We start from the raw sequence: 23,483 nt of genomic DNA, 5'->3' as shown, positions 1-23,483 counted from the left end.
ACAGCCGTGGCACCTGTGGGGGGTGCTGAGACTCCGGTCGAGGGAAGAGTCCCACCGGATCCCCCCTGATGTCAGGAGCGCGTCAACAAGTTGGCCGGAAAACGTCCGTCTGGTAGTGATCGGTGCCCGCTATACGAACGCGCCCGGCGCACCCCCGCGCTTCACACCAGGCTGTCCCGCCACGCTTGATGGAGTGAGGCGAAGGCGCCCCGCCCCGCGATGAGTTCGTCGGGCGAGCCGTCCTCGGTGACCCGCCCGCCGGCCATCACGAGCACCCGGTCGGCGATCTCCACGGTCGACAGCCGGTGGGCGATGACCACCGCCGTACGGCCGCGCAGCACCGTGTGCATCGCCCGCTGCACCGCCCTCTCACCAGGGATGTCGAGCGAGGACGTGGCCTCGTCCAGGATCAGCACGCCGGGATCGGCGAGCAGCGCGCGGGCGAAGGCCACCAACTGGCGCTGGCCCGCGGAGATCCTTCCGCCGCGCTTGCGCACATCCGTGTCGTAGCCGTCGGGCAGCGCGGTGATGAAGTCATGGGCGCCGATGGCCTTCGCCGCCCGCTCGATGTCCTCACGGGTCGCATCGGGGCTGCCGATGGCGATGTTGTCGGCCACCGTGCCGGAGAAGAGGAACGCCTCCTGCGTCACCATCACGACACCGCGGCGCAGATCCGGACCCGCCAGATCGCGCAGATCCACCCCGTCGAGCAGGACGCGGCCGGTGGTGGGGTCGTAGAAACGGGCCAGCAGCTTCGCCAGGGTCGACTTGCCCGCACCGGTCGAGCCGACCACCGCGGTCGTCCGCCCCGCGGGAAGCGTGAGATCGAAGCGCGGCAGCACCTCGCCGCCCGTGCGGTACGCGAAGTTCACGCCTTCGAAGACCACCTCACGCCCGGGTCGGCGGGAATCCCGCGTCGGCAGCGACTTCGGCTCGGCCGGTTCGGGGACCGAGGGAGTCTGGGCGAGCAGGCCCGCGATCTTCTCCAGGGACGCGGCGGCGGACTGATAGGAGTTGAGGAACATGCCGAGCCGGTCGATCGGGTCGTACAGCCGCCGCAGGTAGAGCGCGGCCGCGGCGAGTACGCCGAGGGCCAGCCCGCCGCCCGCCACCCGGTAGGCGCCCCACACCACGATGGCGGCGAGCGCGACGTTGGCGACGAGGCGGGAGGAGACCACATAACGGGCCATCTCCAGGATGGCGTCGCCGTTGACCCGCTCGTGGTGGTGATTGAGCCTGCGGAACTCCGTGTCGTTGGGGCGCTCCCGCCGGAAGGCCTGCACCGGCCGGATGCCGTTCATCGTCTCCGCGAACTTCACGATCACCGCGGCGATGGCCGTGGACCGCTTGCGGTAGATGAGCATCGACCGCCGCTGGAAGGAGCGGACGAGGAGGTACAGCGGCCAGAACGACAGCACGGCCGCCGCCCCCAGACCCCAGTCGAGATACACGAGCAGCGCGCAGATGTACACGACCGAGAGGCAGACGCCGAGCAACTCCTCCAGGCCCTCGTTGAGTAGTTCGCGCAGCGACTCGACGTCCGTGGTGGCACGGGAGATCAGGCGCCCCGAGGTGTAGCGCTCGTGGAAGTCCACGCTCAGTGCCTGGGCATGGCGGAAGATCCTGCCCCGCAGATCCAGCAGCACGTCCTGGCTGACCCGGGCCGATGCCCGGATGAAGGCGTACTGCAGCACCCCGGAGGCCAGCGAGCAGAGGACGTACGCGGCGCCGACGACGGCCAACGGACCGTAGTCGTCGGCGCGGAACGCCGGCACCGCACGGTCGATCGCGAGCGCGACCAGGAGCGGGCCCGCCTGCATGGCGGCCTGCTGGAGCAGCAGGAGCACGGCCGCAATCCGGACCCGGCCGCGGTGCGGCCGCAGCAGGGACAGCAGCAGGGTGCGGGAGGCTCCCTTGGGCGCGGGCAGCACGTCCTGGTCGAACGCGTCGCCGGAGGACGGCGCCCGGGACGGGGCAGGCGCGCCCTCCGCGTGCGGGGGAACGGAGGCGCCGAGCCTCTCGTCCCCGCCGTCGGGAGCCGGCTGTCCGGACACGGCTGTCGTCATCGGGCAGTACCCCCGTGGGTGGTGGTCGGATCCGGTACGCGGGTGGTCGCGGGGCCGGGAGCGGGGGGCGGGTCCGGCGCGTACGGAGGTGACGCGGCGGGCTCGGGTACGAGGTCCTGCCCGGGCCCCGCATCGTGATCGCCCGCCATCAGCGAGCGGTACTCCGCGCTGGTGTGCAGGAGTTCGTGGTGGGTGCCGACGGCGGTGATCCGGCCCTCCGAGAGCAGCGCCACACGGTCGGCGAGCAGGACCGTGGACGGCCGGTGCGCGACCACGAGCGCCGTGGTCGTCGCCAGCACCTGGCGCAGCGCGGCCTCCACCAGCGCCTCGGTGTGCACGTCCAGTGCGGAGAGCGGGTCGTCGAGGACGAGGAAGCGCGGAGTGCCGACCACCGCGCGGGCCAGCGCGAGCCGTTGCCGCTGACCGCCGGACAGACTCAGGCCCTGCTCGCCCACCTGTGTGTCCGAGCCCTGCGGCAGATCGTGGACGAACGCGGCCTGGCTCACCTCCAGGGCGCGCAGCAACTCGGGCCGGCCGGCGCCGTCCGCGCCCATCAGGACGTTCTCGCCCGCGGTCGCGGAGAACAGCGTCGGCTCCTCGAAGGCGACGGCGACGAGTTCGCGCAGCCGGGCGCGCGGCATCGCCTCGACGTCCGCGCCGTCGAGAGTGATACGCCCGCCCGTCCGCTCATGGAGGCGGGGGACGAGAGCGGTCAGCGTGGTCTTGCCCGAGCCGGTGGCGCCGACGAGGGCCATGGTCTCGCCCGGCCGGATGTGCAGGTCCACGCCGCGCAGCGTCGCCGGGGCGTCGGCGGGCGCGTCGGGATAGCGGAACTCGACCCGGTCGAACCGGAGTCCGCCGACCCCGGCATCCGTACGGTCCGGCTCCGGGGCGGTGGTGTCCGTGCGGTCCGCCTCCGGCGCGCTGGTGTCCGCCTTCTGCGCACCTGCTTCCGTGGCGTCCGTACGGTCGGCCTCCCGCGCGTCCGACTGCGGCGGGGCGTCCAGGACCTCGAAGTAGCGCTCCGTGGCCGTGGCCGACTCCTGGCTCATCGCCAGCAGGAAGCCGATCGACTCCACCGGCCAGCGCAGCGCCAGCGCCGTCGACACAAAGGCCACCAGCGTCCCCGCCGAGAGCCCGCCGTCGGCGACCTGCACCGTGCCCAGCACCAGAGCGGCGCCGATGGCGATCTCCGGGAGCGTGAGGATGAAAGCCCAGATCGCCGCCAGCAGGCGGGCCTTGTGCAGCTCCGTCCCGCGCACCCGGTCCGAGAGGGCCCGGTAGGCCCGGGCCTGGCTGCGGTGGCGGCCGAAGCCCTTGATGATGCGGATGCCGAGGACGGCCTCCTCCACGACCGTCGTCAGGTCGCCGAGCTGGTCCTGCGCCCGGCGCGCGGCGATCGAGTAGCGCGCCTCGAACCACGAGCAAAGGATCAACAGCGGTACCACGGGTGCCAGCAGCACGACCCCGAGGGTCCACTCCTGCCCGAGGAGGACCGCGAACCCGACCAGGATCGTGGTCGCGTTGACAAGGAGAAACGTCATCGGGAAGGCCAGGAACATCCGCAGGAGCTGGAGGTCCGTGGTGGCCCGGGAGAGGAGCTGGCCCGACGGCCATCGGTCGTGGAACGAGACCGGAAGCCGCTGCAGATGACCGTAGAGATCCGCGCGCATCGCGGCCTCGACCCCGGCGAGCGGCCGGGCGACGAGCCACCGCCGCAGCCCGAACAGCGCCGCCTCCGCGATCCCGAGCAGCAGCAGGAAGGCGCCGCCGAGCCATACGCCGCCCGGGTCCCCCTCGGCCACCGGCCCGTCCACCATCCACTTGAGCACGAGCGGGATGACCAGACCGATGCAGGAGGCCACGATCCCCACGAACGCCGCGGGGAACAGCCGCGCCCGCACCGGCCGCACGTACGGCCACAGCCGCAGCAGCGAGCGCACGGTGGAGCGCCGGGCGGCGGGCTCGGGCCGTTCGGGCTGCTCGGACCGTACGGAGGCGTCGGACCGTACGGGGGCGTCGGACGGTCCGGACGGTCGGGAGGGGTCGGGGGTCGCGGACTCTCGGCTCTCAGGCATCAGGAGCGAGAGTACGGTTCACCACTGACAGTACTCATCCGGATTTTTCGCGCACGGCACCGTCCCGGCCACCCCACAGGGCCACCGGGCGCGGCACCGTCCCGGTGCCCCCGCGGCCCGTCATGGCGAACCCGGCACCGGGACCTCACCGGTGACCCGCAGCAGCAGCAACGACCGTGCCGGCAGCGCCAGTTCGCTTCCCGCCGCATGCCGCGTGCCCGGTGGTTCCGACTGGTCCTCCCGCGAGGTGTCCACCAGCAGTTCGTACTCCGCCGCCCACGGCGGTCCCGGGAGCCGGAAGCCGGCCGCCTCGGGGTCCGCGTGCAGCAGGACGAGGAAGCTCTCGTCCACGACGGGCTCCCCGCTCTCCTGGCGCTGAGGGATGTCGCGGCCGGAGAGGTACATCCCCACAGTGGCAGTCGGCGCGTACCAGTCGGCCTCCGTCATCTCCTCGCCCCGCGCCGTGAACCACGCCAGGTCCCGCAGCCCGTCCGGCCGCTGCGGCCGTCCCGAGAAGAAGGTGCCGCGGCGCAGCACCGGATGGCGGTGGCGCAGTTCGGTCAGCCGGGAGACGAGATCGGTCAGCGGGCTCCAGGCGGGGTCGTCCCGCAGCGACCAGTCGACCCAGCCGGTCTCGTTGTCCTGGCAGTACGCGTTGTTGTTGCCTCCCTGGGAGCGGCCCATCTCGTCGCCCGCGACCAGCATCGGCACCCCGGTCGACAGCAGCAGCGTGGTGAGCAGGTTGCGGAGCTGGCGGCGCCGCAGCGCGAGCACGGACGGGTCGTCGGTCGCGCCCTCGGCGCCGCAGTTCCAGGACCGGTTGTCGTCGGTGCCGTCGCGGTTGCCCTCGCCGTTGGCCTCGTTGTGCTTCCGGTCGTAGCTGACGAGGTCGCGCAGGGTGAAGCCGTCGTGCGCGGTGACGAAGTTGACCGAGGCGTACGGGCGGCGGCCGCCCCACGCGTACAGGTCGCTGGAGCCGGACAGCCGGTAGCCCAGGTCCCGTATGTCCGGCAGCGCACCGCGCCAGAAGTCCCGTACGGCGTCCCGGTAGCGGTCGTTCCACTCCGTCCACAGCGGGGGGAAGGCGCCCACCTGGTAGCCGCCCGCGCCGACGTCCCACGGCTCGGCGATCAGCTTCACCCGGCGCAGCACCGGGTCCTGGGCGATGACCGCCAGAAAGGGGGAGAGCATGTCGACGTCGTGGAGCGAGCGGGCCAGCGCGGCGGCCAGGTCGAAGCGGAAGCCGTCGACGCCCATCTCCGTCACCCAGTAGCGCAGTGAGTCGGTGATCAGCCGGAGGACGGCGGGCCGGACGACATGCAGGGTGTTGCCGCAGCCGGTGTAGTCGGTGTAGCGGCGGGGGTCGCCCTGGAGCCGGTAGTAGCCGCGGTTGTCGATGCCGCGCAGGGAGAGCATGGGGCCGAGTTCGCCCGCCTCCGCCGTGTGGTTGTAGACCACGTCGAGGATCACCTCGATCCCCGCGTCGTGCAGGGCCCGCACCATCCGCCGGAACTCGCCGACCTGTTCGCCGCGCGTGCCGGAGGCGGCGTACGCGGCGTGCGGGGCGAAGTAGCCGACGGAGTTGTAGCCCCAGTAGTTCTTCAGGCCCCGGCGCAGCAGATGGTCCTCGTGAGCGAACTGGTGGACCGGCAGCAGTTCTACGGCCGTGACGCCGAGCCGGGTGAGGTGCTCGATCGCGGCGGGGTGAGCCAGACCCGCGTACGTGCCGCGCAGTTCGGGCGGGATGCCGGGGTGGCGCATGGTGAAGCCGCGCACGTGCAGTTCGTAGATGACCGAGTCGGCCCACGGCGTCTTGGGCCGCCGGTCGTCCGCCCACTCGTCGCCGGGCACGTCGTCGTGCACGACGACGCCCTTGGGCACGTACGGCGCCGAGTCGCGGTCGTCGCGCACGGTGTCGGCGACGTGCTGCTCGGGCCAGTCCCGTACGTGCCCGTACACCTCGGCCGGGAGGGTGAACTCCCCGTCGACGGCCCGGGCGTACGGGTCGAGCAGCAGCTTGGCCGGGTTCCAGCGGGCGCCGGTCCAGGGGTCCCAGCGGCCGTGGACCCGGAAGCCGTACCGCGTGCCGGGGAGGACACCGGGCACGAAGCCGTGCCAGACCTCGTGCGTCAGCTCGCCCAGCGGGTGGCGGGTCTCCGTGCCGTCCTCGTCGAAGAGACAGACGTCGACGGCCTCGGCCCCGCCCGCCCACAGCGCGAAGTTGGTGCCGGGCACTCCGTCCGCCCCGACCCGGAACCGTGCCCCGAGGGGCTGCGGGCTGCCCGGCCGCGCGGGCGCCGCCCTGCCGGCCGCGGGCCCGGGGACCGGCGCCGGCACCGGAACCGTCGTGGTCCTGGTGCCGGGTGGCGCGGTGCGATGCCCGTTCGGCTCCGCGGCGGTGGTGGCCCGCTCCCTCAGGTGCTCCTGCTCGGGTGCGCTCGACACGTGGCAGCCTCCTGCGGCTCGCGGCAGATCGAGCGGTGGCCCGCGGCGTCCCTTCCGCGGGCCCCGACCCCTGGTTGTTCCCATTCCTGCCCGTTCGAGACCCGGCCCTCACGTTTCCCTCACCGGGGGAAGATCGTTGGGATCCGCGTGAGGCTGGATGCGAGGCGCGCGTGGCGCCCACGGGCGTGGTACGCGGTCGCCGTGACGGTGGTGGCCCTAGCGGGGTGCGGAGTGGGGGAGATCGGGCTGCCCGGCCCGCCGCCGCCACCCGAACAGGTCATCCAGGTCGCCCCGGTGCACGGCTCCAAGGACGTGCGGTCGTCGGCCCCGGTCGTGGTGTCCGTGGCCGACGGGCGTCTGGAGCGCGTCCGGGTCGTCAGGGCGGGGGACGTACGGCGGCGCCCGCTGTCCGGACGGATGAGCGAGGACGGGCTGCGCTGGAGTCCCGCGGACGACGCCGTCCTCGAAGTCGCCAGCAAATACCGGGTGGACGCGGTCGCCGTCGACCGCCACGGCCGCCGCATCGCGCGCCACACCTCGTTCACCACCGTGGTGCCCGAGCACCGCTTCATCGGGTTCTTCCGTCCCGAGCACGGCGCGGTCGTCGGCGCCGGCATGATCGTGTCCTTCGACTTCGACCGCCCGATCGCCGACCGCGCGGCCGTCGAACGCGCCATCCGGGTCACCTCGCACCCCCCGGTGAAGGTTGTCGGCCACTGGTTCGGCGACCGGCGGGTGGACTTCCGGCCGCAGACGTACTGGAAGCCCGGCAGCGAAGTCCTCGTCCGGATCCGGCTGCGCGGCGTGAAGGCGGCGCCGGGGGCGTACGGAATCCAGCACCGGACGGCCCGGTTCACCGTCGCCCGGCGGCAGGTGAGCATCGTCGACGCCGCCAGGTACACGATGACCGTGTACCGCAACCACCGGGTGCTGGCCACGCTGCCGGTCACCGCCGGCGCACCTCACACCCCGACCTACAACGGGAAGATGGTGGTGATGGCGCGGCACGAGGTGACCCGCATGGACGGGTCCACGGTCGGCTTCGGCGGCGAGTACGACATCCCGGACGTGCCGCATGCACTCCGGCTGACCACCTCCGGCACCTTTCTGCACGGCAACTACTGGGCGCCGCGGGCGACGTTCGGCTCGGTCAACACCAGCCACGGCTGCATCGGGCTGCACGACGTCCAGGGGGGCGGTGCGCCCTCACCGGCGCGCTGGTTCTTCGACAACTCCCTCGTCGGAGACGTCGTACAAGTGGTGAACAGCGCGGACCGCACGGTCGACCCGCACAACGGCCTCGGTGGCTGGAACCTCACGTGGGCGCAGTGGCGGGCGGGTTCGGCCCTGCGCTGACCCGCTCCCCGCCGGTCCCGCACTCTCTTCCGGCCGGCTCCGCTCTCCCGGCCCGCTCCCCGAGCGGTTCACGCTCCCCGACGGTTCCCGTTCCCGTTCCCGTTCCCGTTCCCGTTCCCGCTCCCGCTCCCGCGACGGCTCCCTTTTCCCTCCCGCGCCGCTGCCCGCGCCCCGGCTCCCTTCGGCACCGCTTATACCCCGTACTTGGGACTGATCCGTGACATTCGCGGGGATCTCTCTGTGAAAGCTGTGTGGTTATCTAACGACGTGCGCGCTGGTCGTTGCGCGCTGGGGGATAACGGCTCGGGCCGTGCCAGCAGCCCGCGCGAGGGGAGAAGGAAAGTGAACGTGCAGCCGATATCGGGGGCGCCGTCGGGACGGCGGAGTCGGCGCAGGGCCGGCACTATGCTCGCCGCGTTGACCGGAGCCATGCTGCTCGCGGTCACCGCGTGCGGCGGTGACGGGTCCGATGCGGGGGACGACGAGGGCGGCGGAGTCGACACCAAGGCGTCGCAGGCCGTCGTCAAGATCGCCCCGAAGGACGGCGCCGACGACGTGATGACCAACGGCGCCCTCAAAGTCACGGCGGACAAGGGAAAGTTGACCTCGGTCAAGGTCAAGGACTCCAAGGGCAACAGGATCGCGGGGAAGATCAACGGTGACGGGTCCCGCTGGGAGCCGACCGGGCACCTGGGATCGGGCACCCAGTACACGGTGGACGCGGTGGCGAAGGACTCCGAGGGCCGGGAGTCCGCCAAGCACGCGAGCTTCACCACGTTCGTCCCCGAGAACACCTTCCTCGGATACTTCACTCCGGAGAACGGCCAGACGGTCGGCGCGGGCATGCCGGTCTCCATCCGCTTCAGCCGGGGCATCACCGACCCCGAGGCCATCGAGCGGGCCATCAAGGTCACGGCCGAGCCGTCCGTACCGATCGAGGGCCACTGGTTCGGCAACGACCGGCTGGACTTCCGCCCCGAGAAGTACTGGGCCAAGGGCACCAAGGTGAGCCTCAAGCTGAACCTCGACGGCGTCGAGGGCCGGCCCGGCGTCTACGGCAAGCAGGCGAAGACCGTGGAGTTCACCGTCGGCCGCTCCCAGGTGAGCACCGTCGACGCCAAGTCGAAGAAGATGACGGTCGAGCGCGACGGCAAGGTGATCAAGACGATCCCGATCACGGCCGGCGCCCCCGCGAACCCGACATACAACGGTCAGATGGTGATCAGCGAGAAGCACAAGGTGACCCGGATGAACGGCGACACCGTGGGCTTCGGCGGCGAGTACGACATCAAGGACGTCCCGCACGCGATGCGGCTGAGCACCTCCGGCACCTTCATCCACGGCAACTACTGGGCCGGAGCGGCCACGTTCGGCAGTGCCAACGTCAGCCACGGCTGTGTCGGTCTGCAGGACGCACGCGGTGCCGGTGACAACTCCACCCCGGCCGCCTGGTTCTACGACAACTCCATCATCGGTGACGTCGTGATCGTGAAGAACTCGAAGGACAAGCAGATCCAGCCGGACAACGGACTCAACGGCTGGAACATGGACTGGGACGCCTGGAAGGCGCCGCAGTAGAGCTGTGGCCGAGGGGCCCGGACGCCGCAGTGGCGGCGGGGTACGGCGCCTCGTGGCAGCCGGGCCGGGGGGTGGTGGCCCCCCGGCCCCCGAAAGCTAACCTTCCCCTCATGACTGCGCATCTTGAGGTCTCCGAAGGAGTCGGCATCATCCGGCTCGACCGCCCGCCGATGAACGCCCTCGACATCGCCACCCAGGACCGCCTGCGCGAACTCGCGGAGGAGGCGACGCGCCGCGACGACGTACGCGCCGTGATCCTGTGGGGCGGCGAGAAGGTGTTCGCGGCGGGTGCGGACATCAAGGAGATGCAGGACATGGACCACGCCGCGATGGTGGTCAGGTCCCGTGCCCTGCAGGACTCCTTCACCGCCGTCGCCCGCATCCCCAAGCCGGTCGTCGCGGCGGTCACCGGCTACGCCCTGGGCGGCGGTTGCGAACTGGCGCTGTGCGCCGACATCCGTATCGCCGCCGACAACGCCAAGCTGGGCCAGCCCGAGATCCTGCTCGGCCTGATCCCGGGCGCCGGCGGTACGCAGCGCCTTCCGCGCCTGGTCGGCCCGTCGAAGGCCAAGGACCTGATCTTCACCGGGCGGCAGGTGAAGGCCGACGAGGCCCTCGCCATCGGCCTGGTGGACAAGGTCGTCCCCGCTGCCGAGGTGTACGAGGAGGCGCACGCCTGGGCCGCCCGCCTCGCGCAGGGGCCCGCGATCGCGCTCCGGGCCGCCAAGGAGTCCATCGACACGGGTCTGGAGACCGACATCGACACCGGGCTCGCCGTCGAACGGAACTGGTTCGCCGGTCTTTTCGCCACCGAGGACCGGGAGACGGGCATGCGCAGCTTCGTCGAGGACGGCCCGGGCAAGGCCAACTTCCGCTGATCATCGCCGAGTTGGGGGCCGGGCGGGGAAGCCCGGCCGGCCCCGTGCGGGCGAATCCCGGAAAAAATCGAGCGCCCGGGATCCAGCCTCTGTCAACGCTCGGCGACCATCCGCATGCGGAACGTCATCGCAGGTCAGCCCGGCAAATGCGGTGCGCGCTGCCGTCGGCATATGACAGTGGCCGGTACGGAATCCGATATTCCGTCAAATGCAATTGCACGGTTCCCGCTACGGGCGGTCCGACGGCCCGTCATGATGGGGTCATGGCGGGCCTGGAGGAGATGGAGCAGCCGCGGCCGCGCAGCGGCGTTGCCGCCGCGCGATGGGTGCCGTCCGTCGAGGACGAGCAGGCACTCAAGGCGGTCGACCTGTTCGGCAACCCGGCGGTCGAGGAGGTGCGGCTGCCCTCACGCCCGGAATCCGCGGCGACGGCCCGCCGATTGGCGCAGACGGTCGTGCTGCGCCAGTGGGGCCTCTCCGTCCAGATGGCCGAGCACGCGATCCTCCTCGTCTCCGAACTCGTCGGCAACGCCGTACGCCACACCGGGGCCCGCACCTTCGGCCTGCGGATGCTGCGCCGCCGCGGATGGATCCGCATCGAGGTGCGGGACCCCTCCCGCGGCCTCCCCTGCCTGATGCCCGTGCACGAGCTCGACACCAGCGGTCGCGGCCTGTTCCTGGTGGACAAGCTCTCCGACCGCTGGGGCGTCGACCTCTTACCCCGCGGCAAGACCACCTGGTTCGAAATGCGCGTTACCGATCGCTGATACGTCACGACTCGATCCGAAGAAGACACGTCGAGCCGTCAAACGGGTCAATAACGGGCTTATCGCCCCTTCGGGCCTTTCAATGGCCGCGTGAGATCCACCGCCGCCCGCGCCGCCGCCCCCTTTGCCGCCGCCGCCCTCCTCGCCGTCGTCCCCGGATGCGCATCCTCCTCCGAGGACCGCGGTCGTGCCGTCCACAGCCACGGCGCCCCCTCGAAGCCACCCGGCAGTTCCCCGACCGCCGCCCCCGCGGGCCTGCCCGGAATGCCGCCGGTCCTCGACAGCCGGGACATCTACGCCGCCGACCGCCCCAACCGGCTGTCGCCGGTGGTCAAGGACTTCCCCTCCCGGGTCTACGTCCCCAACACCACGTCCAACACGGTCACCGTCATCGACCCGAAGAAGTACGAGGTCCTCAAGACCATCAAGGTCGGCATCCAGCCGCAGCACGTGGTTCCGTCCTGGGACCTCAAGACGCTCTGGGTCAACAACAACCGCGGTCACACGCTCACGCCCATCAACCCCCGGACGGGCAAGGCGGGCAAGCCGGTCGACGTGCACGACCCGTACAACCTCTACTTCACGCCCAACGGCAAATACGCCGTGGTCATGGCCTCCCTCGACCGCGAACTGGTCTTCCGCGACCCGCACACGATGGAGGTGAAGAAGACCGTCCCCGTCTCCTGCTACGGCGTCAACCACGCCGACTTCTCGCCCGACGGCCGGTACTTCATCGTCTCCTGCGAGTTCTCCGCCGAGCTCCTCAAGGTCGACACCGAGAAGATGAAGGTCGTCGGCCAGCAGCGGCTGCCGTTCCGGGGCGCCATGCCGCAGGACGTGAAGATCTCGCCGGACGGCCGGACGTGGTACGTCGCCGACATGATGGCCCACGGTGTCTGGGTGCTGAACGGCGACAAGTTCACCAAGCCGAAGCTGATGCCCACCGGCCGGGGAGCCCACGGCCTCTACGTCAGCCGCGACTCGAAGTCGATGTACATCTCCAACCGCGGCGAGGGCACGATCTCGGTCTTCGACTTCCCGAGCCGCAAGCTGAAGAAGAAGTGGCGGCTCCCCGACGGCGGCAGCCCCGACATGGGCGGCGTCTCGGCCGACGGCAAGGTGCTGTGGCTCTCCGGCCGCTACGACGACGAGGTCTACGCGATCGACACCCGCACCGGGAAGCAGCTGGCCCGTATGGAGGTCGGCGGCGGGCCGCACGGGCTCGCCGTCTACCCGCAGCCCGGCCGCTACTCGCTCGGCCACACCGGCGTCTTCCGCTGACCCGGCGTCCCGGCGTCCCGGTGTCCCGGTGTCCCGGTGTCCCGGTGTCCCGGTGTCCCGGTGTCCCGGTGTCCCGGTGTCCCGGCGTCCCGGTGTCCCGGCGTCCCGGTGTCCCGGCGTCCTGCGGTCCGGTGGCCTCGGCTCCCTCGCCCCGGGCCGCCGGGCCCGGCGACGGAAACTCGGTGGAGCAGCCCGGCGGCCGTCCTTACAGTCAGGGGGCGTCCGGATGCGCGCGCGGCGGCGGTTCGGCCCGCGGAACGGGGAGCGGGCCGGCGGCGGGAGAGCGCGCCCGCGCCGGAGCGGTGCCCGGGACCGGACGGCGCCATGCGTGGCGCCGCCCCGGGTCCGCCGGTGTACGGGGGTCAGCGGCGGACCCGGGGGCTTCGGTCCCGGGCCTCGGCGCATCCCGGCATCATCGCCCCGGCCCCATCGGCACGGGGGCGCCCGCCGAGGTCTCTAGGAGGCGACGAGCAGCGCCTCGGCTCCGACCGGGCGGTACCCGGCGGCCTGGAACGCCCGTACGCTCGCGGCGTTGCCCGGCGCCTGCTGCGCCCACAACACCCCGCCCTGCGGGACCAGATGCCGTGCCGACACGGCCAGTGCCCGGCCGGTCCCCTTGCCGCGGGCAGCCGGATCCACCTCGATCGCTGCCTCCCAGCGCCCGGCGACGCCCCGGCCCAGCACGACCACGCCGGCCTCGCAGGCCCAGACCCGTACCTCGTCACGGAACTTGCGCGCCCGGGCGACCCGCGGGTGGTCCGGGTCCTCGATCGGAGTCAGCGGCAGGGGCGGCTCGCCGGGGAGCGGCTCCGCGACGGTCAGCAGATCGATGTTGTTCACCATCCGGCCCGTGCGAGCGGTGAGTGCGGTCAGGAAGGGCGGGCAGAGCGGGGCGGACAGCGGGTCGCCCGGTGCGTTCCGCAGCCTCGTCAGCACCCACTCCGGATCCTCGTCCGTGAAGATCACCGCGTGCGCCGTGAAGGAGATCACGCCGGCGTCACGGGAGTTGGGCTGGGGGAGCACGGTCGCCGACCCGTCGGTCGGCGGGAAGAGGCCGCGTGCCGCGTCCGCGAGCAGGGCCGAAAGTGCATCACTCATGCCAGGACGATAGCCGTACGTCAGTGCGATGGCCCGAGCCGGTACTGTGTCCCCGTTTGACAGGCATCTGCCAGGACCGGCAGGCAACATCGAAGGGGTGGACCAGTGGCCGATATCGAGGCTGCGCGGCGGGCGTTCGAGCGGTACGACCTGAACAGGGACGGGCTGATCTCGGCGAGCGAGTACAAGAGCGTCATGGCCCAGCTCGGTGATCCGTATGTGACCGAGACCGTGGCGCAGGCCGTGATAAACAGCGCCGACTCCGACGGCGACGGCCTGCTCTCCTTCGACGAGTTCTGGGCAACCCAGCAGGGCTGAACCCCGCCCGCCCCGGCCGCGCGGGCAGGCGCGCGGGGCGTCAGCGGAGTCCGTGCCGCTGGGTGCCCGCGCGCCGCCTGCGGTCGTTGCACAGCAGGCACTTGCCGTAGCCCGGCGGCAGCGGGTCCTCCGCATCCCCGTACAGCGGATCGACGGCGCCCCGCGGATGCTCGGGGCATCCTGTGGCGCCGACCGCGGAGGAGAGCGTGCCGGCGGCGGCCAGCGCGCGCCGCAGGGCATCGACCAGCAGGTCGGCCTGTCGGCTCGACGGGTCGGCCTCGAGGCCGAACGCGATGTCCGAGGCGGTGGACAGCGCGTTGCGCAGTTCCAGCAGATCGGCGTGGCTCATGCCGGGAGCGTAGGGGGCGGCACTGACATCCCGGCCCGACGGGGCGGGGCGTGCCACCCGGCCTCCTGCGGCGCGCCACCGGTTCCCTCCGGGAGGGGATCCGCCCCTGCGGGTCCGGGCGCGGGGCTCACGGTGCCTGCGGGTCCGGGCGCGGGGCTCACGGTGCCTGCGGGTCCTGCTCCGCTCCGGGGGCGGGGCGCTCCACATGGGCGGCGACATCGGCGAGGTCCTGTTCGATCGCCTTCGTCACCGCCTTGGTGCCGAGCCCGCCGAAGACCTTCATGAGCATCCCCGCGACACCTCCGGGCGGTGTGGCCGAGAAGGTCATCCGCACCGTCGTCCCGCCCTCGGCCTCGGCCTCGGGGGACAGGTCGAACTCCGAGACGTAGTGCGCACCGCGGGACTCGGACTCGACGACGCAGCGCGAGGGCTCCTGGCACGCCGTCACGTACATCTCCTCGGTGGCCGTGCGCCCCAGCATCCGCCGCGTCTCCCGCCACCGCGTGCCTTCGGTGAACGGGCCGGGGGTGAGCACCTCGATGCTCTGCACACCGCTGAGCACACGCGGCGCCGACTCCAGGTCCGTCAGTGCGTCCCACACCCTGTCGACCGGGGCCCCGATCCGCCGCTCGACGACTACCTGCGTCTCAGTCATGATCTCTCCCGGTGACGGACCGTGATCACGGTACCCGGCCAGTCCTCCCATCACCCTGGCACCGACCGCAACACCCCGCTAGTCGGCGGGAGCGGCCCCGGAACCGCGCACCGGGGAAGAGCTCCGCGGCCCGCCGAACGGGTGACCCGCCGGGGGGAGCGAACCGCCCGGCGCGAGTGGCCCGCCGGCGGACAGCGGATCGATTACGAGTGCGTGACCCGGATCTTCGACTGCCCGTGCGGCCGCCGCTCCCAGTCCTCCATGAGCCGCGCCGCCAAGCCGTGCCGCTCGGCGAGGGCGACCAGCGTCTCGGTGCGGTAGTAGAAGTCCTCGCGGAGGACGTGGTGCTCGGCGCCGGCGGTGCGGTCGAAGGTGAAGTCGAAGAAGCCGTCCGGCGCCATGACCCGGCCGACATGGGCCAGGCACTGGTCGATGACCTCGGGCGGCGAGTGCGAGAAGACGCTGTGCGCGTGCACCACCGAGAACCGGCCACTGGGAAGGAAGTCCAGGGTCAGATCGGTGGCCAGCATCAGATGCGGCAGCTTGTCCTGCAGATTCCGCCTGACCAGGGTCCTCTGGGCCTCGAGGAGGATGTCGGGCGAGATGTCGATGCCGTAGTAGTTCCCCGGTTCGAGGTGGTCGATGAAGCGCCACCCGGCCCGCAGGTTCCCGCAGCCGATCTCCAGCATCCGGTCCTGCGGCTTCAGCCCGTGCTCCGTCAGGTAGTCGAACTGCATCTGCCCGAGCGCCAGCCAGCGTTCCTGCGTCGCGCTGCCCACCGCTCCCTCGGGGCTCCGCGCCGTGTCCGAGGCCATGACGGCCCGGTAGTACGCGATGTGGTCGCGGTGTCGTGCCCGGAGCCAGGCATCGCGCGCGGCCCGGCGCACATGCGCGGGTATGCGCTGCGGATGGCGCACCGCGTAGCTCACCTTGTGGGCGAGGCGGGAGCGGTTCCGGCTCCGCCTCGGCGCGGATATCTCGGGCATGCGGCCTCCGTGGGTCGGAGTGGCTGGCCCCCTGGGGAGCGTAACCGAGTGGCGAAATATCTGCCCTCGTCGTGTCGATCGGCGAAGGGCCCGTTCGATGTGTTGCTAGTGGAGGGTTCGGGCGCCCTGGACCGGCGCTCGGTCCGGCCCCCGGACCCCGAGCTGCACGGCGATCACAGCGACGAGGAGAGACAGCCATGCGCTTCATGACGATGATCAGGATCGACGAGAACGCGGGCCCCGAGGGCGGCCCGGGTCCGGAGCTGATGGAGGAGATGGGCCGGCTCCTCGACGAGATGACCAAGGCCGGTGTGCTGCTCGACACCGCCGGACTGCGCCCCACCGCCGAGGGCTCCCGGGTGCACTGGTCCCACGGCAAGGAGAGCGTGACCGACGGGCCGTTCACCGAGACCAAAGAGGTGATCGGGGGCTATGCGCTCCTTCAGGTGAAGTCGAATGAGGAGGCCGTCGAGTGGGCCCGGCGCTTCGCGCGGATCCACGGGGAGGACTGGGAGCTGACCCTGGAGGTCCGGCAGGTCGAGGAGCCGCCGGGCGAGGCGGCCTGACGGGCCCTGGGCCCGCTGCCGGCGTCCACGACCCGTACGACCGCCGGTACGGAGTGGGGTGAGCCTGCGGCCGGGGCAGTACCGGCCGTAGGCTCGGGGCGTGGCCGAGACGGGTGCGGACGATGCCCGGCGTGCGATCGACGCCGTCTGGAGGATCGAGTCGGCGCGCCTTGTCGCCGGGCTCACCCGCATCGTGCGCGATGTCGGCATCGCGGAAGAGCTGGCGCAGGACGCACTGGTGGCGGCGCTGGAACAGTGGCCGGAGGCCGGTGTCCCGCGCAATCCGGGCGCCTGGCTCATGGCCACCGCCAAGCACCGCGCCATCGACCGGATGCGTCGCAACGAGCGGTTCGCGCGCAAGCTCCAACTCCTCGGTCACGAGCTGGAGATCGAGCAGCGGCTGTCCGAACCCACCGCCGAGGCGGCCCTCGACGGCGAGGAGATCGAGGACGACCTGCTGCGTCTGGTCTTCACCGCCTGCCACCCCGTACTGTCCCGGGACGCGCGCGTCGCGCTCACGCTGCGGCTGCTGGGCGGGCTGACGACGGAGGAGATCGCGCGCGCGTTCCTCGCCTCGGAGGCGACCGTCGCCCAGCGCATCGTGCGCGCCAAACGGACGCTCTCCCGCAAGCGCGTCCCCTTCGAGGTCCCGCAGGGGCCCGAACTCGGCGAGCGGCTCTCCTCGGTCCTCGAGGTCGTGTACCTCGTCTTCAACGAGGGGTACGCCGCCACCGCCGGTGACGACTGGATGCGACCTGCCCTGTGCGAGGACGCGCTGCGACTCGGCCGCATCCTCGCCGGCCTGATGCCGCGCGAGCCCGAAGTGCACGGTCTCGTCGCACTGATGGAGATCCAGGCATCGCGTTCGGCCGCACGGACCGGCCCGTCGGGCGCGCCCGTCCTGCTGCTCGACCAGGACCGCTCGCGCTGGGACCACCTGCTCATCCGCCGCGGCTTCGCCGCCCTCGCCCGAGCCGGCGAACTCGGCGGCCCGGCCGGTCCGTATGTGCTCCAGGCGGCCATCGCCGCCTGCCACGCCCGTGCCCTGACCGCCGGCGACACGGACTGGGCGCAGATCGCCGCGCTCTACGAAGCACTGGCCGAGCGCATGCCGTCCCCCGTGGTCGAGCTGAACCGGGCGGTGGCGGTCGCCAAGGCGTACGGCCCGGCCAAGGGGCTCGAACTGGTCGATGCCCTGGCCGCGGACGGCTCCCTGCGCGACTACCACCTGCTGCCGAGCGTCCGTGGCGATCTGCTCGCCCGGCTCGGCCGCGCGAAGGAGGCCAGGGCGGAGCTGGAGCGCGCGGCAGCCCTCACCCGTAACGCCCCCGAACGGGCCCTGCTGCTCGACCGTTCGGCAGCGCTGGGAGGGGACTCCGGGCCGTGGTGACCGCCGTCAACCGATCCTCGCGGTACGGACGTTGAACGGGTCGGGCGACGGCCGGGCGACGGTCGGGCGACGATCAGGCGACGTGGCGGCCGGGGTGCAGGAGGCCCGCGAGGTCGCGGAACGCCTCCGCCGGATCGCGGTCGCCCACGGCCCGCTCCAGGTTGCCGCTCAGCCACAGGGTGGCGAACCCGTGCGCGATCGACCACGCGCCCAGGCCGGTGCGCACCGCCTCGTCGGCGTCGAGGTCGTCCGGGAGGCCCGCGCGCAGGAGTTCGGCGGTCCGGTCCCGGGCGGCGGCGAGTTCGGGGTCGTCACGGCGCCACAGCTCGGGTTGGTACATGACCCGGAAGTGCGCGGGGTGCCGCTCGGCGAACCATACGTACCGCACGCCCTGGGCGTGGGCCCGTGGGCCCGTGGGCCGATGAGCCGGTGGCGACCGATCCGACCGTGAGCCGGTGGCGACCGGTGCGGTCGTGAGCCGGTGGCGACCGGTGCGGTCGTGACCTGCGGCGGACCGGTACGGAATTCGGTTGCCGCGGCATTCCGTCCGGCGCTGGAATGACCGCATGGATCGCGATCAGGTACTGGCCCGCTTCGACCGACAGATGCGCCGGGACGCACGCCCCGACGGGCCGGACGCCCGCGTGGAGCGCTCGGGGGCGGTCGTACGGCGGGTGGGCGCCGACGGCGATTGGAGCGCGGTCCTCTGGTCCGGCCTGGACGAGGCGACGGCGGACGCCGAAATCGCCGCGCAGGTGCGGTACTTCACCTCGCTGGGGCGCGAGTTCGAGTGGAAGCTGTACGGCCACGACGGCCCGCGCGACCTCGGCGCCCGCCTGCGGGCGGCGGGCTTCGTGCCCGAGCCCGAGGAGACGTTGATGGTCGCCGAGACCGCCGGTCTGCGCACCGACGCCGAACCGCCGCCGGGAATCCGGCTGTCCACGGTGACGGACGCGGCGGGCGTGGACCTCGTCGTCGGGGTGCACGAGGCGGTGTTCGGCATGAGCCATGCCTTTCTCCGCCGGCAGCTCCTGGATCAACTCGCCCACGCCCCGGACGCGGTGAGCATCGTGGTCGCGATGGCGGGCGAGGTGCCGGTGTGCTCGGCGCGCATGGAGCTGTACGCGGGTACGGACTTCGCCGGCCTCTGGGGCGGCGGCACGCTGCCCGCCTGGCGGGGCCGGGGCATCTACCGCGCACTCGTCGCCCACCGGGTCCGTATCGCCGCGGCGCGCGGATACCGCTACCTCCAGGTCGACGCCTCGGACGACAGCCGCCCCATCCTCCAGCGCCTCGGCTTCGTCCCACTGACCACCACGACGCCGTACGTGCACGGCGCCTGAGCGGCAACAGCCCGGCCCTTCACCGCGGTGTCCACATCGCGCGTTCGGGAGATGTGGGCGCCCGCTTGCGATCGGACGGGGCGCCGTCGACAAACCAGGGGGGCCGAGGGGCGACCGTAGACCGTTGGTCGCTGCTCGGAGTACCAGCTGCACCGTGACCGGCTTCCGCTGTCGTGTTTCGAGTTCGCTCGTCGGCGCCTCCGAGTCGCGCCAGCGCAGGGTGCAGGAAATGGAGGCGGGGGAAGTCGCGAGGAGCTGCCCACACCCGCCATCAAGGCCCTGGGCGGCCATTTTGGGGGGCATGGGACCCGCCGTATCCGGCCAGATGGAGCGACGTTGGGCAGATCTCAAGGAGTCGGTGTCCGCCCCGGGAGGAATTGGTGAAGGTGCAAAGAGTCGCGACAGCCACGTTGGTGGTTCTGGCGGTCAGCGGGTTCGCGACGCTCGGCGCGGGCGCCGCGTTCGCGGATGGCCCCCAGGCGACCGCGACGGGGGGGCTCCGCTTTGGGAGCCGAGGCATTCCAACAGAACACAGCGCAGTCGGGGCGGCAAAACAACAACTGCTCGCACGCGAACAATGACGATGAGGCGGTAACGGTCACCGGGGGGCGGCTCCGCGGCCGATATGTGACCGCCGACGGGTCCGTGCGCAAGTTCTCCCGCGTGTATCGCGGGGAGGCCGATGCTGCGGGAGGTAGCGCAGTCACCTCTCTCATTCAGCAGAACACGGCGCAGCGCGGGCAGCAGAACAACAACTGCATGAATCTCGACGAGTCGGATCTCACCCTCACCGGTGGCCGTGTGGAGGGGCACTGCACGGATCGCGATGTCTCCTTGAGCGAACTGGCCGTCGAGAAGGGTCGTGGAGCGCGTGCAGGCGGCGGTTCCGGAAGTGGCCAGTCCGCCACCAGCATGGTCAACGTTCTTGAACAGAACACCGCGCAGGACGGCCGGCAGAACAACAGCTGCGGCAACCTCAACAACCTGGAACTGACCGGATCCGGGTCACGGAACACAAACCAGTGTGCCGCCGCGGACCGCTCCACGAACCTCGGTTCGGTGTACCGGTAGACCAGGCCGCCTGAGCGGATAGCGCTCCAGGCGCAGGTCCCCTGCGTGGCGTCCCCACCCTGGCCCTGCTGATACGAGCTGCCCGGATTCACAACCCAGTAGACCCTCGTGTTTCCCGGTGTTTCGTCTGTGGGCAAGAGCGCAAGCATGTGTGGGGCCGGACCGGAGAATCCGGTCCGGCCCCACACGTAGGTCGAAGGTGGAGGTGAGCCGGGCCAGCACGGAGAACGCCCCGGTGAGCCCGCCACCGCCCTGGTTGACCAACCGTCGGGCGGCCTTCATGTCGACGGCGAGAGCGACGTACGCCTCGTGCGGCGCCGCAGACGGTCCGGCGGCCTCCTGCAGGTCACGGTAGACGGCCCCCGCCAGGGGTATCGGCGTCGCCGTGCTCGCTCCAGTACCGGTTGAGCGCGTCACCGGCAACACCCCTGATCAGGTGCTGCTTCTCAGCACTCGATGACGTTCACCGCGAGCCCTCCGCGGGCGGTTTCCTTGTACTTGACCTTCATGTCCGCGCCCGTCTCCTTCATCGTCTTGATGACCTTGTCGAGCGACACATGGTGGCGGCCGTCGCCGCGCAGGGCCATACGGGCCGCGGTGATCGCCTTGACCGCGGCCATGCCGTTGCGCTCGATGCACGGGATCTGGACCAGGCCGCCGACCGGGTCGCAGGTCAGGCCCAGGTTGTGCTCCATGCCGATCTCGGCGGCGTTCTCGACCTGTTCGACCGAGCCGCCGAGGACCTCCGCCAGGCCGCCGGCCGCCATCGAGCAGGCCGAGCCGACCTCGCCCTGGCAGCCGACCTCTGCGCCGGAAATGGAGGCGTTCTCCTTGAAGAGCATGCCGATCGCTCCCGCGGCGAGGAGGAAGCGGATCACGCCGTCCTGCTCGTCCTTCGCCGTCCCGGCGCCCGGCACGAAGTTGACGTAGTAGTGCAGCACCGCCGGGATGATGCCGGCCGCGCCGTTCGTCGGGGCGGTCACGACGCGGCCGCCCGCCGCGTTCTCCTCGTTGACCGCCATCGCGTAGAGCGTCACCCACTCCATGGCCCGTGCCGCCGGGTCGCCCTCGGCGCGGAGCTGGCGGGCCGAGTTGGCCGCGCGGCGGCGGACTTTCAGGCCGCCGGGGAGGATGCCCTCCTGCGAGAGGCCGCGCGCCACGCAGGACTGCATCACGGACCAGATCTCCAGCAGGCCCTCGCGGATCTCCTCCTCCGTGCGCCACGCCTTCTCGTTCTCCAGCATCAGCGCGGAGATGGACAGGCCGGTCTCCTGGGAGAGGCGCATCAGCTCGTCGCCCGTGCGGAAGGGGTACTTGAGCACGGTGTCGTCGAGCTTGATCCGGTCCTCGCCGACCGCGTCCTCGTCGACGACGAAGCCGCCGCCCACCGAGTAGTAGGTCTTCTCCAGCAGCGGCAGGCCCTCGGAGTCGTACGCGAAGAGGGTCATGCCGTTGGCGTGGTACGGCAGGGAGCGGCGGCGGTGCAGGACGAGCTGCGATCCCTCGTCGAAGTCGATCTCGTGGGCGGAGCCGATCTCGTCACCGAGCAGGCGGAGCCGCTTGGTGGTGCGGATGCGTTCCACCTCGTCGTCGGCGCTCGCCACGTCGACCGTGCGCGGGGAGTGTCCCTCCAGGCCGAGCAGGACGGCCTTCGGCGTGCCGTGCCCATGGCCGGTCGCGCCCAGCGAGCCGAAGAGCTCGGCCCGTACGGCGGCCGTCTGCGTCAGCAGGCCGTCCTTCTTCAGGCGGCCCACGAACATGCGGGCCGCGCGCATCGGACCCACCGTGTGAGAACTGGAAGGCCCTATTCCGATGGAGAAGAGGTCGAAGACCGAGATGGCCACGGGCGGGCTCCCTTGCGTGCTCGTGGGGCGTGCTGGTGGTGGCGGGGGCGCCGGGACCGGCGCCCCCGCTGTCTGCCGGCCGGTCAACCGTGCGGACCGGCCGGTGGTGCTGTCTGTGCTGTTGTCTGTTACTTCGCGAGGTTCGGGTACAGCGGGTGCTTCTCCGCCAGCGCGGTCACCCGCGCCTTGAGCCCCTCCGCGTCGTACGACGGCTTCAGCGCCTCGGCGATGATGTCCGCGACCTCGGTGAAGTCCTCGGTCCGGAACCCGCGCGTGGCGAGTGCCGGAGTGCCGATCCGCAGGCCCGAGGTCACCATCGGCGGCCGCGGGTCGTTCGGGATGGCGTTGCGGTTGACGGTGATGCCGACCTCGTGGAGCCGGTCTTCGGCCTGCTGCCCGTCCAGCTCGGAATTACGCAGATCCACCAGGACCAGGTGCACATCCGTGCCGCCGGACAGGACCGATACGCCCACCTCCGCGACGTCCGTGTGCGAGAGCCGCTCCGCGAGGAGCCTCGCGCCCTCCAGTGTGCGCTCCTGGCGCTCCTTGAACTCCTCGGTCGCCGCGACCTTGAAGGACACCGCCTTCGCCGCGATCACATGCTCCAGCGGGCCGCCCTGCTGACCGGGGAAGACCGCCGAGTTGATCTTCTTGGCCAGCTCGGCCGTGGAGAGGATCACACCACCGCGCGGACCGCCCAGTGTCTTGTGGGTGGTGGTCGTGACGATGTGGGCGTGCGGTACGGGGTTCGGGTGCAGCCCCGCGGCGACCAGGCCCGCGAAGTGCGCCATGTCCACCATGAGGTAGGCGCCGACCTCGTCCGCGATCCGCCGGAAGGCCGCGAAGTCGAGCTGCCGCGGATAGGCGGACCAGCCCGCGATGATCAGCTTCGGCCGGTGCTCCTTGGCGAGGCGCTCGACCTGGTCCATGTCGACCTGTCCGGTCTGCTCGTCGACGTGGTAGGCCGCCACGGTGTAGAGCTTGCCGGAGAAGTTGATCTTCATTCCGTGGGTCAGATGCCCGCCGTGGGCGAGGTTCAGGCCCAGGATCGTGTCACCGGGGGAGAGCAGCGCGAACATCGCGGCCGCGTTCGCCTGCGCACCCGAGTGCGGCTGGACGTTCGCGTGCTCGGCGCCGAACAGCGCCTTGATCCGCTCGATGGCGAGCCGCTCGATCACATCGACGTGCTCGCAGCCGCCGTAGTAGCGGCGGCCGGGATAGCCCTCGGCGTACTTGTTGGTGAGAACCGAGCCCTGGGCCTCGAGGACGGCGACCGGGGCGAAGTTCTCCGAGGCGATCATCTCGAGGGTGGACTGCTGACGGTGGAGCTCCGCGTCGACGGCGGCGGCGACGTCCGGGTCGAGCTCGTGCAGGGACTGGTTGAGAAGCGACATCGTGATCCCCATCAGGATGG

Annotated in this window: 20 protein-coding genes and 1 pseudogene; 10 read left to right on the top strand and 11 right to left on the bottom strand. The window is 71.5% G+C overall.

Features of this window, described 5'->3' with window-relative positions; genetic code table 11:
* Window positions 1–161: 161 nt before the first annotated feature.
* The 3 genes from ACGFNH_RS09580 to glgX form a co-directional block, all read right to left on the bottom strand.
* On the bottom strand, window positions 162–2,066 hold the full coding sequence (locus tag ACGFNH_RS09580) for an ABC transporter ATP-binding protein (protein WP_393652482.1): 1,905 nt from the start codon (window positions 2,064–2,066) through the stop codon (window positions 162–164).
* Complete coding sequence (locus ACGFNH_RS09575) at window positions 2,063–4,144, bottom strand: ABC transporter ATP-binding protein (protein WP_393652481.1); 2,082 nt, start codon at window positions 4,142–4,144, stop codon at window positions 2,063–2,065. The genes ACGFNH_RS09580 and ACGFNH_RS09575 overlap by 4 nt, the downstream gene beginning before the upstream one ends.
* A 120-nt stretch (window positions 4,145–4,264) precedes the next feature.
* A complete protein-coding gene (gene glgX / locus ACGFNH_RS09570; protein ID WP_393652480.1) occupies window positions 4,265–6,589 on the bottom strand; it encodes a glycogen debranching protein GlgX in 2,325 nt (774 codons plus the stop codon).
* 147 nt (window positions 6,590–6,736) lie between these two features.
* Between glgX and ACGFNH_RS09565 the strand changes: the two genes are divergently transcribed.
* The 5 genes from ACGFNH_RS09565 (at window position 6,737) to ACGFNH_RS09545 (ending at window position 12,449) form a co-directional block, all read left to right on the top strand.
* A complete protein-coding gene (locus tag ACGFNH_RS09565; RefSeq protein WP_393652479.1) occupies window positions 6,737–7,945 on the top strand; it encodes an Ig-like domain-containing protein in 1,209 nt (402 codons plus the stop codon).
* Between the two features lie 342 nt (window positions 7,946–8,287).
* The gene (locus ACGFNH_RS09560; RefSeq protein ID WP_393652478.1) at window positions 8,288–9,523 is read left to right on the top strand and encodes an Ig-like domain-containing protein; all 1,236 of its coding nucleotides are present in this window, start codon (window positions 8,288–8,290) and stop codon (window positions 9,521–9,523) included.
* 110 nt (window positions 9,524–9,633) lie between these two features.
* Complete coding sequence (locus ACGFNH_RS09555) at window positions 9,634–10,401, top strand: enoyl-CoA hydratase/isomerase family protein (protein ID WP_393652477.1); 768 nt, start codon at window positions 9,634–9,636, stop codon at window positions 10,399–10,401.
* A 263-nt stretch (window positions 10,402–10,664) separates the two neighbouring features.
* On the top strand, window positions 10,665–11,168 hold the full coding sequence (locus tag ACGFNH_RS09550; RefSeq protein ID WP_393652476.1) for an ATP-binding protein: 504 nt from the start codon (window positions 10,665–10,667) through the stop codon (window positions 11,166–11,168).
* Window positions 11,169–11,258: 90 nt separating this feature from the next.
* Entirely contained in the window at window positions 11,259–12,449 is a 1,191-nt protein-coding gene (locus ACGFNH_RS09545; protein WP_393652475.1) for a YncE family protein, read from the top strand.
* A gap of 456 nt (window positions 12,450–12,905) precedes the next feature.
* Here the strand turns inward: ACGFNH_RS09545 and ACGFNH_RS09540 are convergent, their stop codons facing one another.
* Entirely contained in the window at window positions 12,906–13,547 is a 642-nt protein-coding gene (locus ACGFNH_RS09540; RefSeq protein ID WP_393652474.1) for a GNAT family N-acetyltransferase, read from the bottom strand.
* Window positions 13,548–13,652: 105 nt separating this feature from the next.
* Between ACGFNH_RS09540 and ACGFNH_RS09535 the strand changes: the two genes are divergently transcribed.
* Window positions 13,653–13,865, top strand: coding sequence for an EF-hand domain-containing protein (locus ACGFNH_RS09535; protein ID WP_393652473.1), 213 nt, complete (start codon window positions 13,653–13,655; stop codon window positions 13,863–13,865).
* Between the two features lie 40 nt (window positions 13,866–13,905).
* Here the strand turns inward: ACGFNH_RS09535 and ACGFNH_RS09530 are convergent, their stop codons facing one another.
* The 3 genes from ACGFNH_RS09530 to ACGFNH_RS09520 all read right to left on the bottom strand — a co-directional run bounded on the left by ACGFNH_RS09530 (window position 13,906) and on the right by ACGFNH_RS09520 (window position 15,855).
* On the bottom strand, window positions 13,906–14,214 hold the full coding sequence (locus tag ACGFNH_RS09530; RefSeq protein WP_393652472.1) for a hypothetical protein: 309 nt from the start codon (window positions 14,212–14,214) through the stop codon (window positions 13,906–13,908).
* A 157-nt stretch (window positions 14,215–14,371) separates the two neighbouring features.
* Window positions 14,372–14,869, bottom strand: a complete 498-nt coding sequence (locus ACGFNH_RS09525) for an SRPBCC family protein (protein WP_393652471.1) — start codon at window positions 14,867–14,869, stop codon at window positions 14,372–14,374.
* A gap of 203 nt (window positions 14,870–15,072) precedes the next feature.
* Window positions 15,073–15,855 (bottom strand): class I SAM-dependent methyltransferase, encoded by a 783-nt coding sequence (locus ACGFNH_RS09520; RefSeq protein WP_393652470.1) that lies wholly within the window; start codon window positions 15,853–15,855, stop codon window positions 15,073–15,075.
* A gap of 197 nt (window positions 15,856–16,052) precedes the next feature.
* Between ACGFNH_RS09520 and ACGFNH_RS09515 the strand changes: the two genes are divergently transcribed.
* Both ACGFNH_RS09515 and ACGFNH_RS09510 read left to right on the top strand, forming a co-directional pair.
* The gene (locus ACGFNH_RS09515) at window positions 16,053–16,421 is read left to right on the top strand and encodes a YciI family protein (RefSeq protein WP_393652469.1); all 369 of its coding nucleotides are present in this window, start codon (window positions 16,053–16,055) and stop codon (window positions 16,419–16,421) included.
* Window positions 16,422–16,521: 100 nt separating this feature from the next.
* A complete protein-coding gene (locus ACGFNH_RS09510; protein ID WP_393652468.1) occupies window positions 16,522–17,811 on the top strand; it encodes an RNA polymerase sigma factor in 1,290 nt (429 codons plus the stop codon).
* Window positions 17,812–17,884: 73 nt separating this feature from the next.
* Here ACGFNH_RS09510 and ACGFNH_RS09505 read toward each other — a convergent pair whose 3' ends face one another.
* On the bottom strand, window positions 17,885–18,199 hold the full coding sequence (locus tag ACGFNH_RS09505; RefSeq protein WP_393652467.1) for a TetR-like C-terminal domain-containing protein: 315 nt from the start codon (window positions 18,197–18,199) through the stop codon (window positions 17,885–17,887).
* A gap of 178 nt (window positions 18,200–18,377) precedes the next feature.
* Between ACGFNH_RS09505 and ACGFNH_RS09500 the strand changes: the two genes are divergently transcribed.
* Window positions 18,378–19,154 carry a GNAT family N-acetyltransferase gene (locus ACGFNH_RS09500; RefSeq protein ID WP_393652466.1) on the top strand — a complete coding sequence of 259 codons (777 nt, stop codon included), beginning with the start codon at window positions 18,378–18,380 and terminating at the stop codon, window positions 19,152–19,154.
* A gap of 504 nt (window positions 19,155–19,658) precedes the next feature.
* Window positions 19,659–20,225, top strand: coding sequence for a hypothetical protein (locus tag ACGFNH_RS09495; protein ID WP_393652465.1), 567 nt, complete (start codon window positions 19,659–19,661; stop codon window positions 20,223–20,225).
* A gap of 192 nt (window positions 20,226–20,417) precedes the next feature.
* Here ACGFNH_RS09495 and ACGFNH_RS09490 read toward each other — a convergent pair.
* From ACGFNH_RS09490 to glyA, 3 genes and pseudogenes are all read right to left on the bottom strand, one after another.
* Window positions 20,418–20,646: pseudogene (locus ACGFNH_RS09490) on the bottom strand (hypothetical protein); the annotation flags it as partial.
* A gap of 25 nt (window positions 20,647–20,671) precedes the next feature.
* A complete protein-coding gene (locus tag ACGFNH_RS09485; RefSeq protein WP_393652464.1) occupies window positions 20,672–22,069 on the bottom strand; it encodes an L-serine ammonia-lyase in 1,398 nt (465 codons plus the stop codon).
* A gap of 128 nt (window positions 22,070–22,197) precedes the next feature.
* Window positions 22,198–23,463: a serine hydroxymethyltransferase gene (glyA, locus tag ACGFNH_RS09480; protein WP_393652913.1), complete on the bottom strand. Its 1,266-nt coding sequence runs from the start codon at window positions 23,461–23,463 to the stop codon at window positions 22,198–22,200.
* Window positions 23,464–23,483 lie beyond the last annotated feature (20 nt).

Origin of the sequence: Streptomyces sp. NPDC048639 (genome assembly GCF_043199075.1) — a bacterium.
Taxonomy (GTDB): Bacteria; Actinomycetota; Actinomycetes; order Streptomycetales; family Streptomycetaceae; genus Streptomyces.
Note: the sequence above shows the minus strand (reverse complement) of the source record. Positions and strands in the feature narration are given on the sequence as shown.

Coding starts and splice junctions, on each gene's coding strand:
- ACGFNH_RS09580 (WP_393652482.1), bottom strand. CDS start 2,066: ATGACGACAGCCGTGTCCGGACAGCCGGCTCCCGACGGCGGGGACGAG.
- ACGFNH_RS09525 (WP_393652471.1), bottom strand. CDS start 14,869: ATGACTGAGACGCAGGTAGTCGTCGAGCGGCGGATCGGGGCCCCGGTC.
- glyA (WP_393652913.1), bottom strand. CDS start 23,463: ATGTCGCTTCTCAACCAGTCCCTGCACGAGCTCGACCCGGACGTCGCC.
- ACGFNH_RS09540 (WP_393652474.1), bottom strand. CDS start 13,547: ATGAGTGATGCACTTTCGGCCCTGCTCGCGGACGCGGCACGCGGCCTC.
- ACGFNH_RS09530 (WP_393652472.1), bottom strand. CDS start 14,214: ATGAGCCACGCCGATCTGCTGGAACTGCGCAACGCGCTGTCCACCGCC.
- ACGFNH_RS09500 (WP_393652466.1), top strand. CDS start 18,378: ATGGATCGCGATCAGGTACTGGCCCGCTTCGACCGACAGATGCGCCGG.
- ACGFNH_RS09550 (WP_393652476.1), top strand. CDS start 10,665: ATGGCGGGCCTGGAGGAGATGGAGCAGCCGCGGCCGCGCAGCGGCGTT.
- ACGFNH_RS09520 (WP_393652470.1), bottom strand. CDS start 15,855: ATGCCCGAGATATCCGCGCCGAGGCGGAGCCGGAACCGCTCCCGCCTC.
- ACGFNH_RS09555 (WP_393652477.1), top strand. CDS start 9,634: ATGACTGCGCATCTTGAGGTCTCCGAAGGAGTCGGCATCATCCGGCTC.
- ACGFNH_RS09575 (WP_393652481.1), bottom strand. CDS start 4,144: ATGCCTGAGAGCCGAGAGTCCGCGACCCCCGACCCCTCCCGACCGTCC.
- ACGFNH_RS09515 (WP_393652469.1), top strand. CDS start 16,053: ATGCGCTTCATGACGATGATCAGGATCGACGAGAACGCGGGCCCCGAG.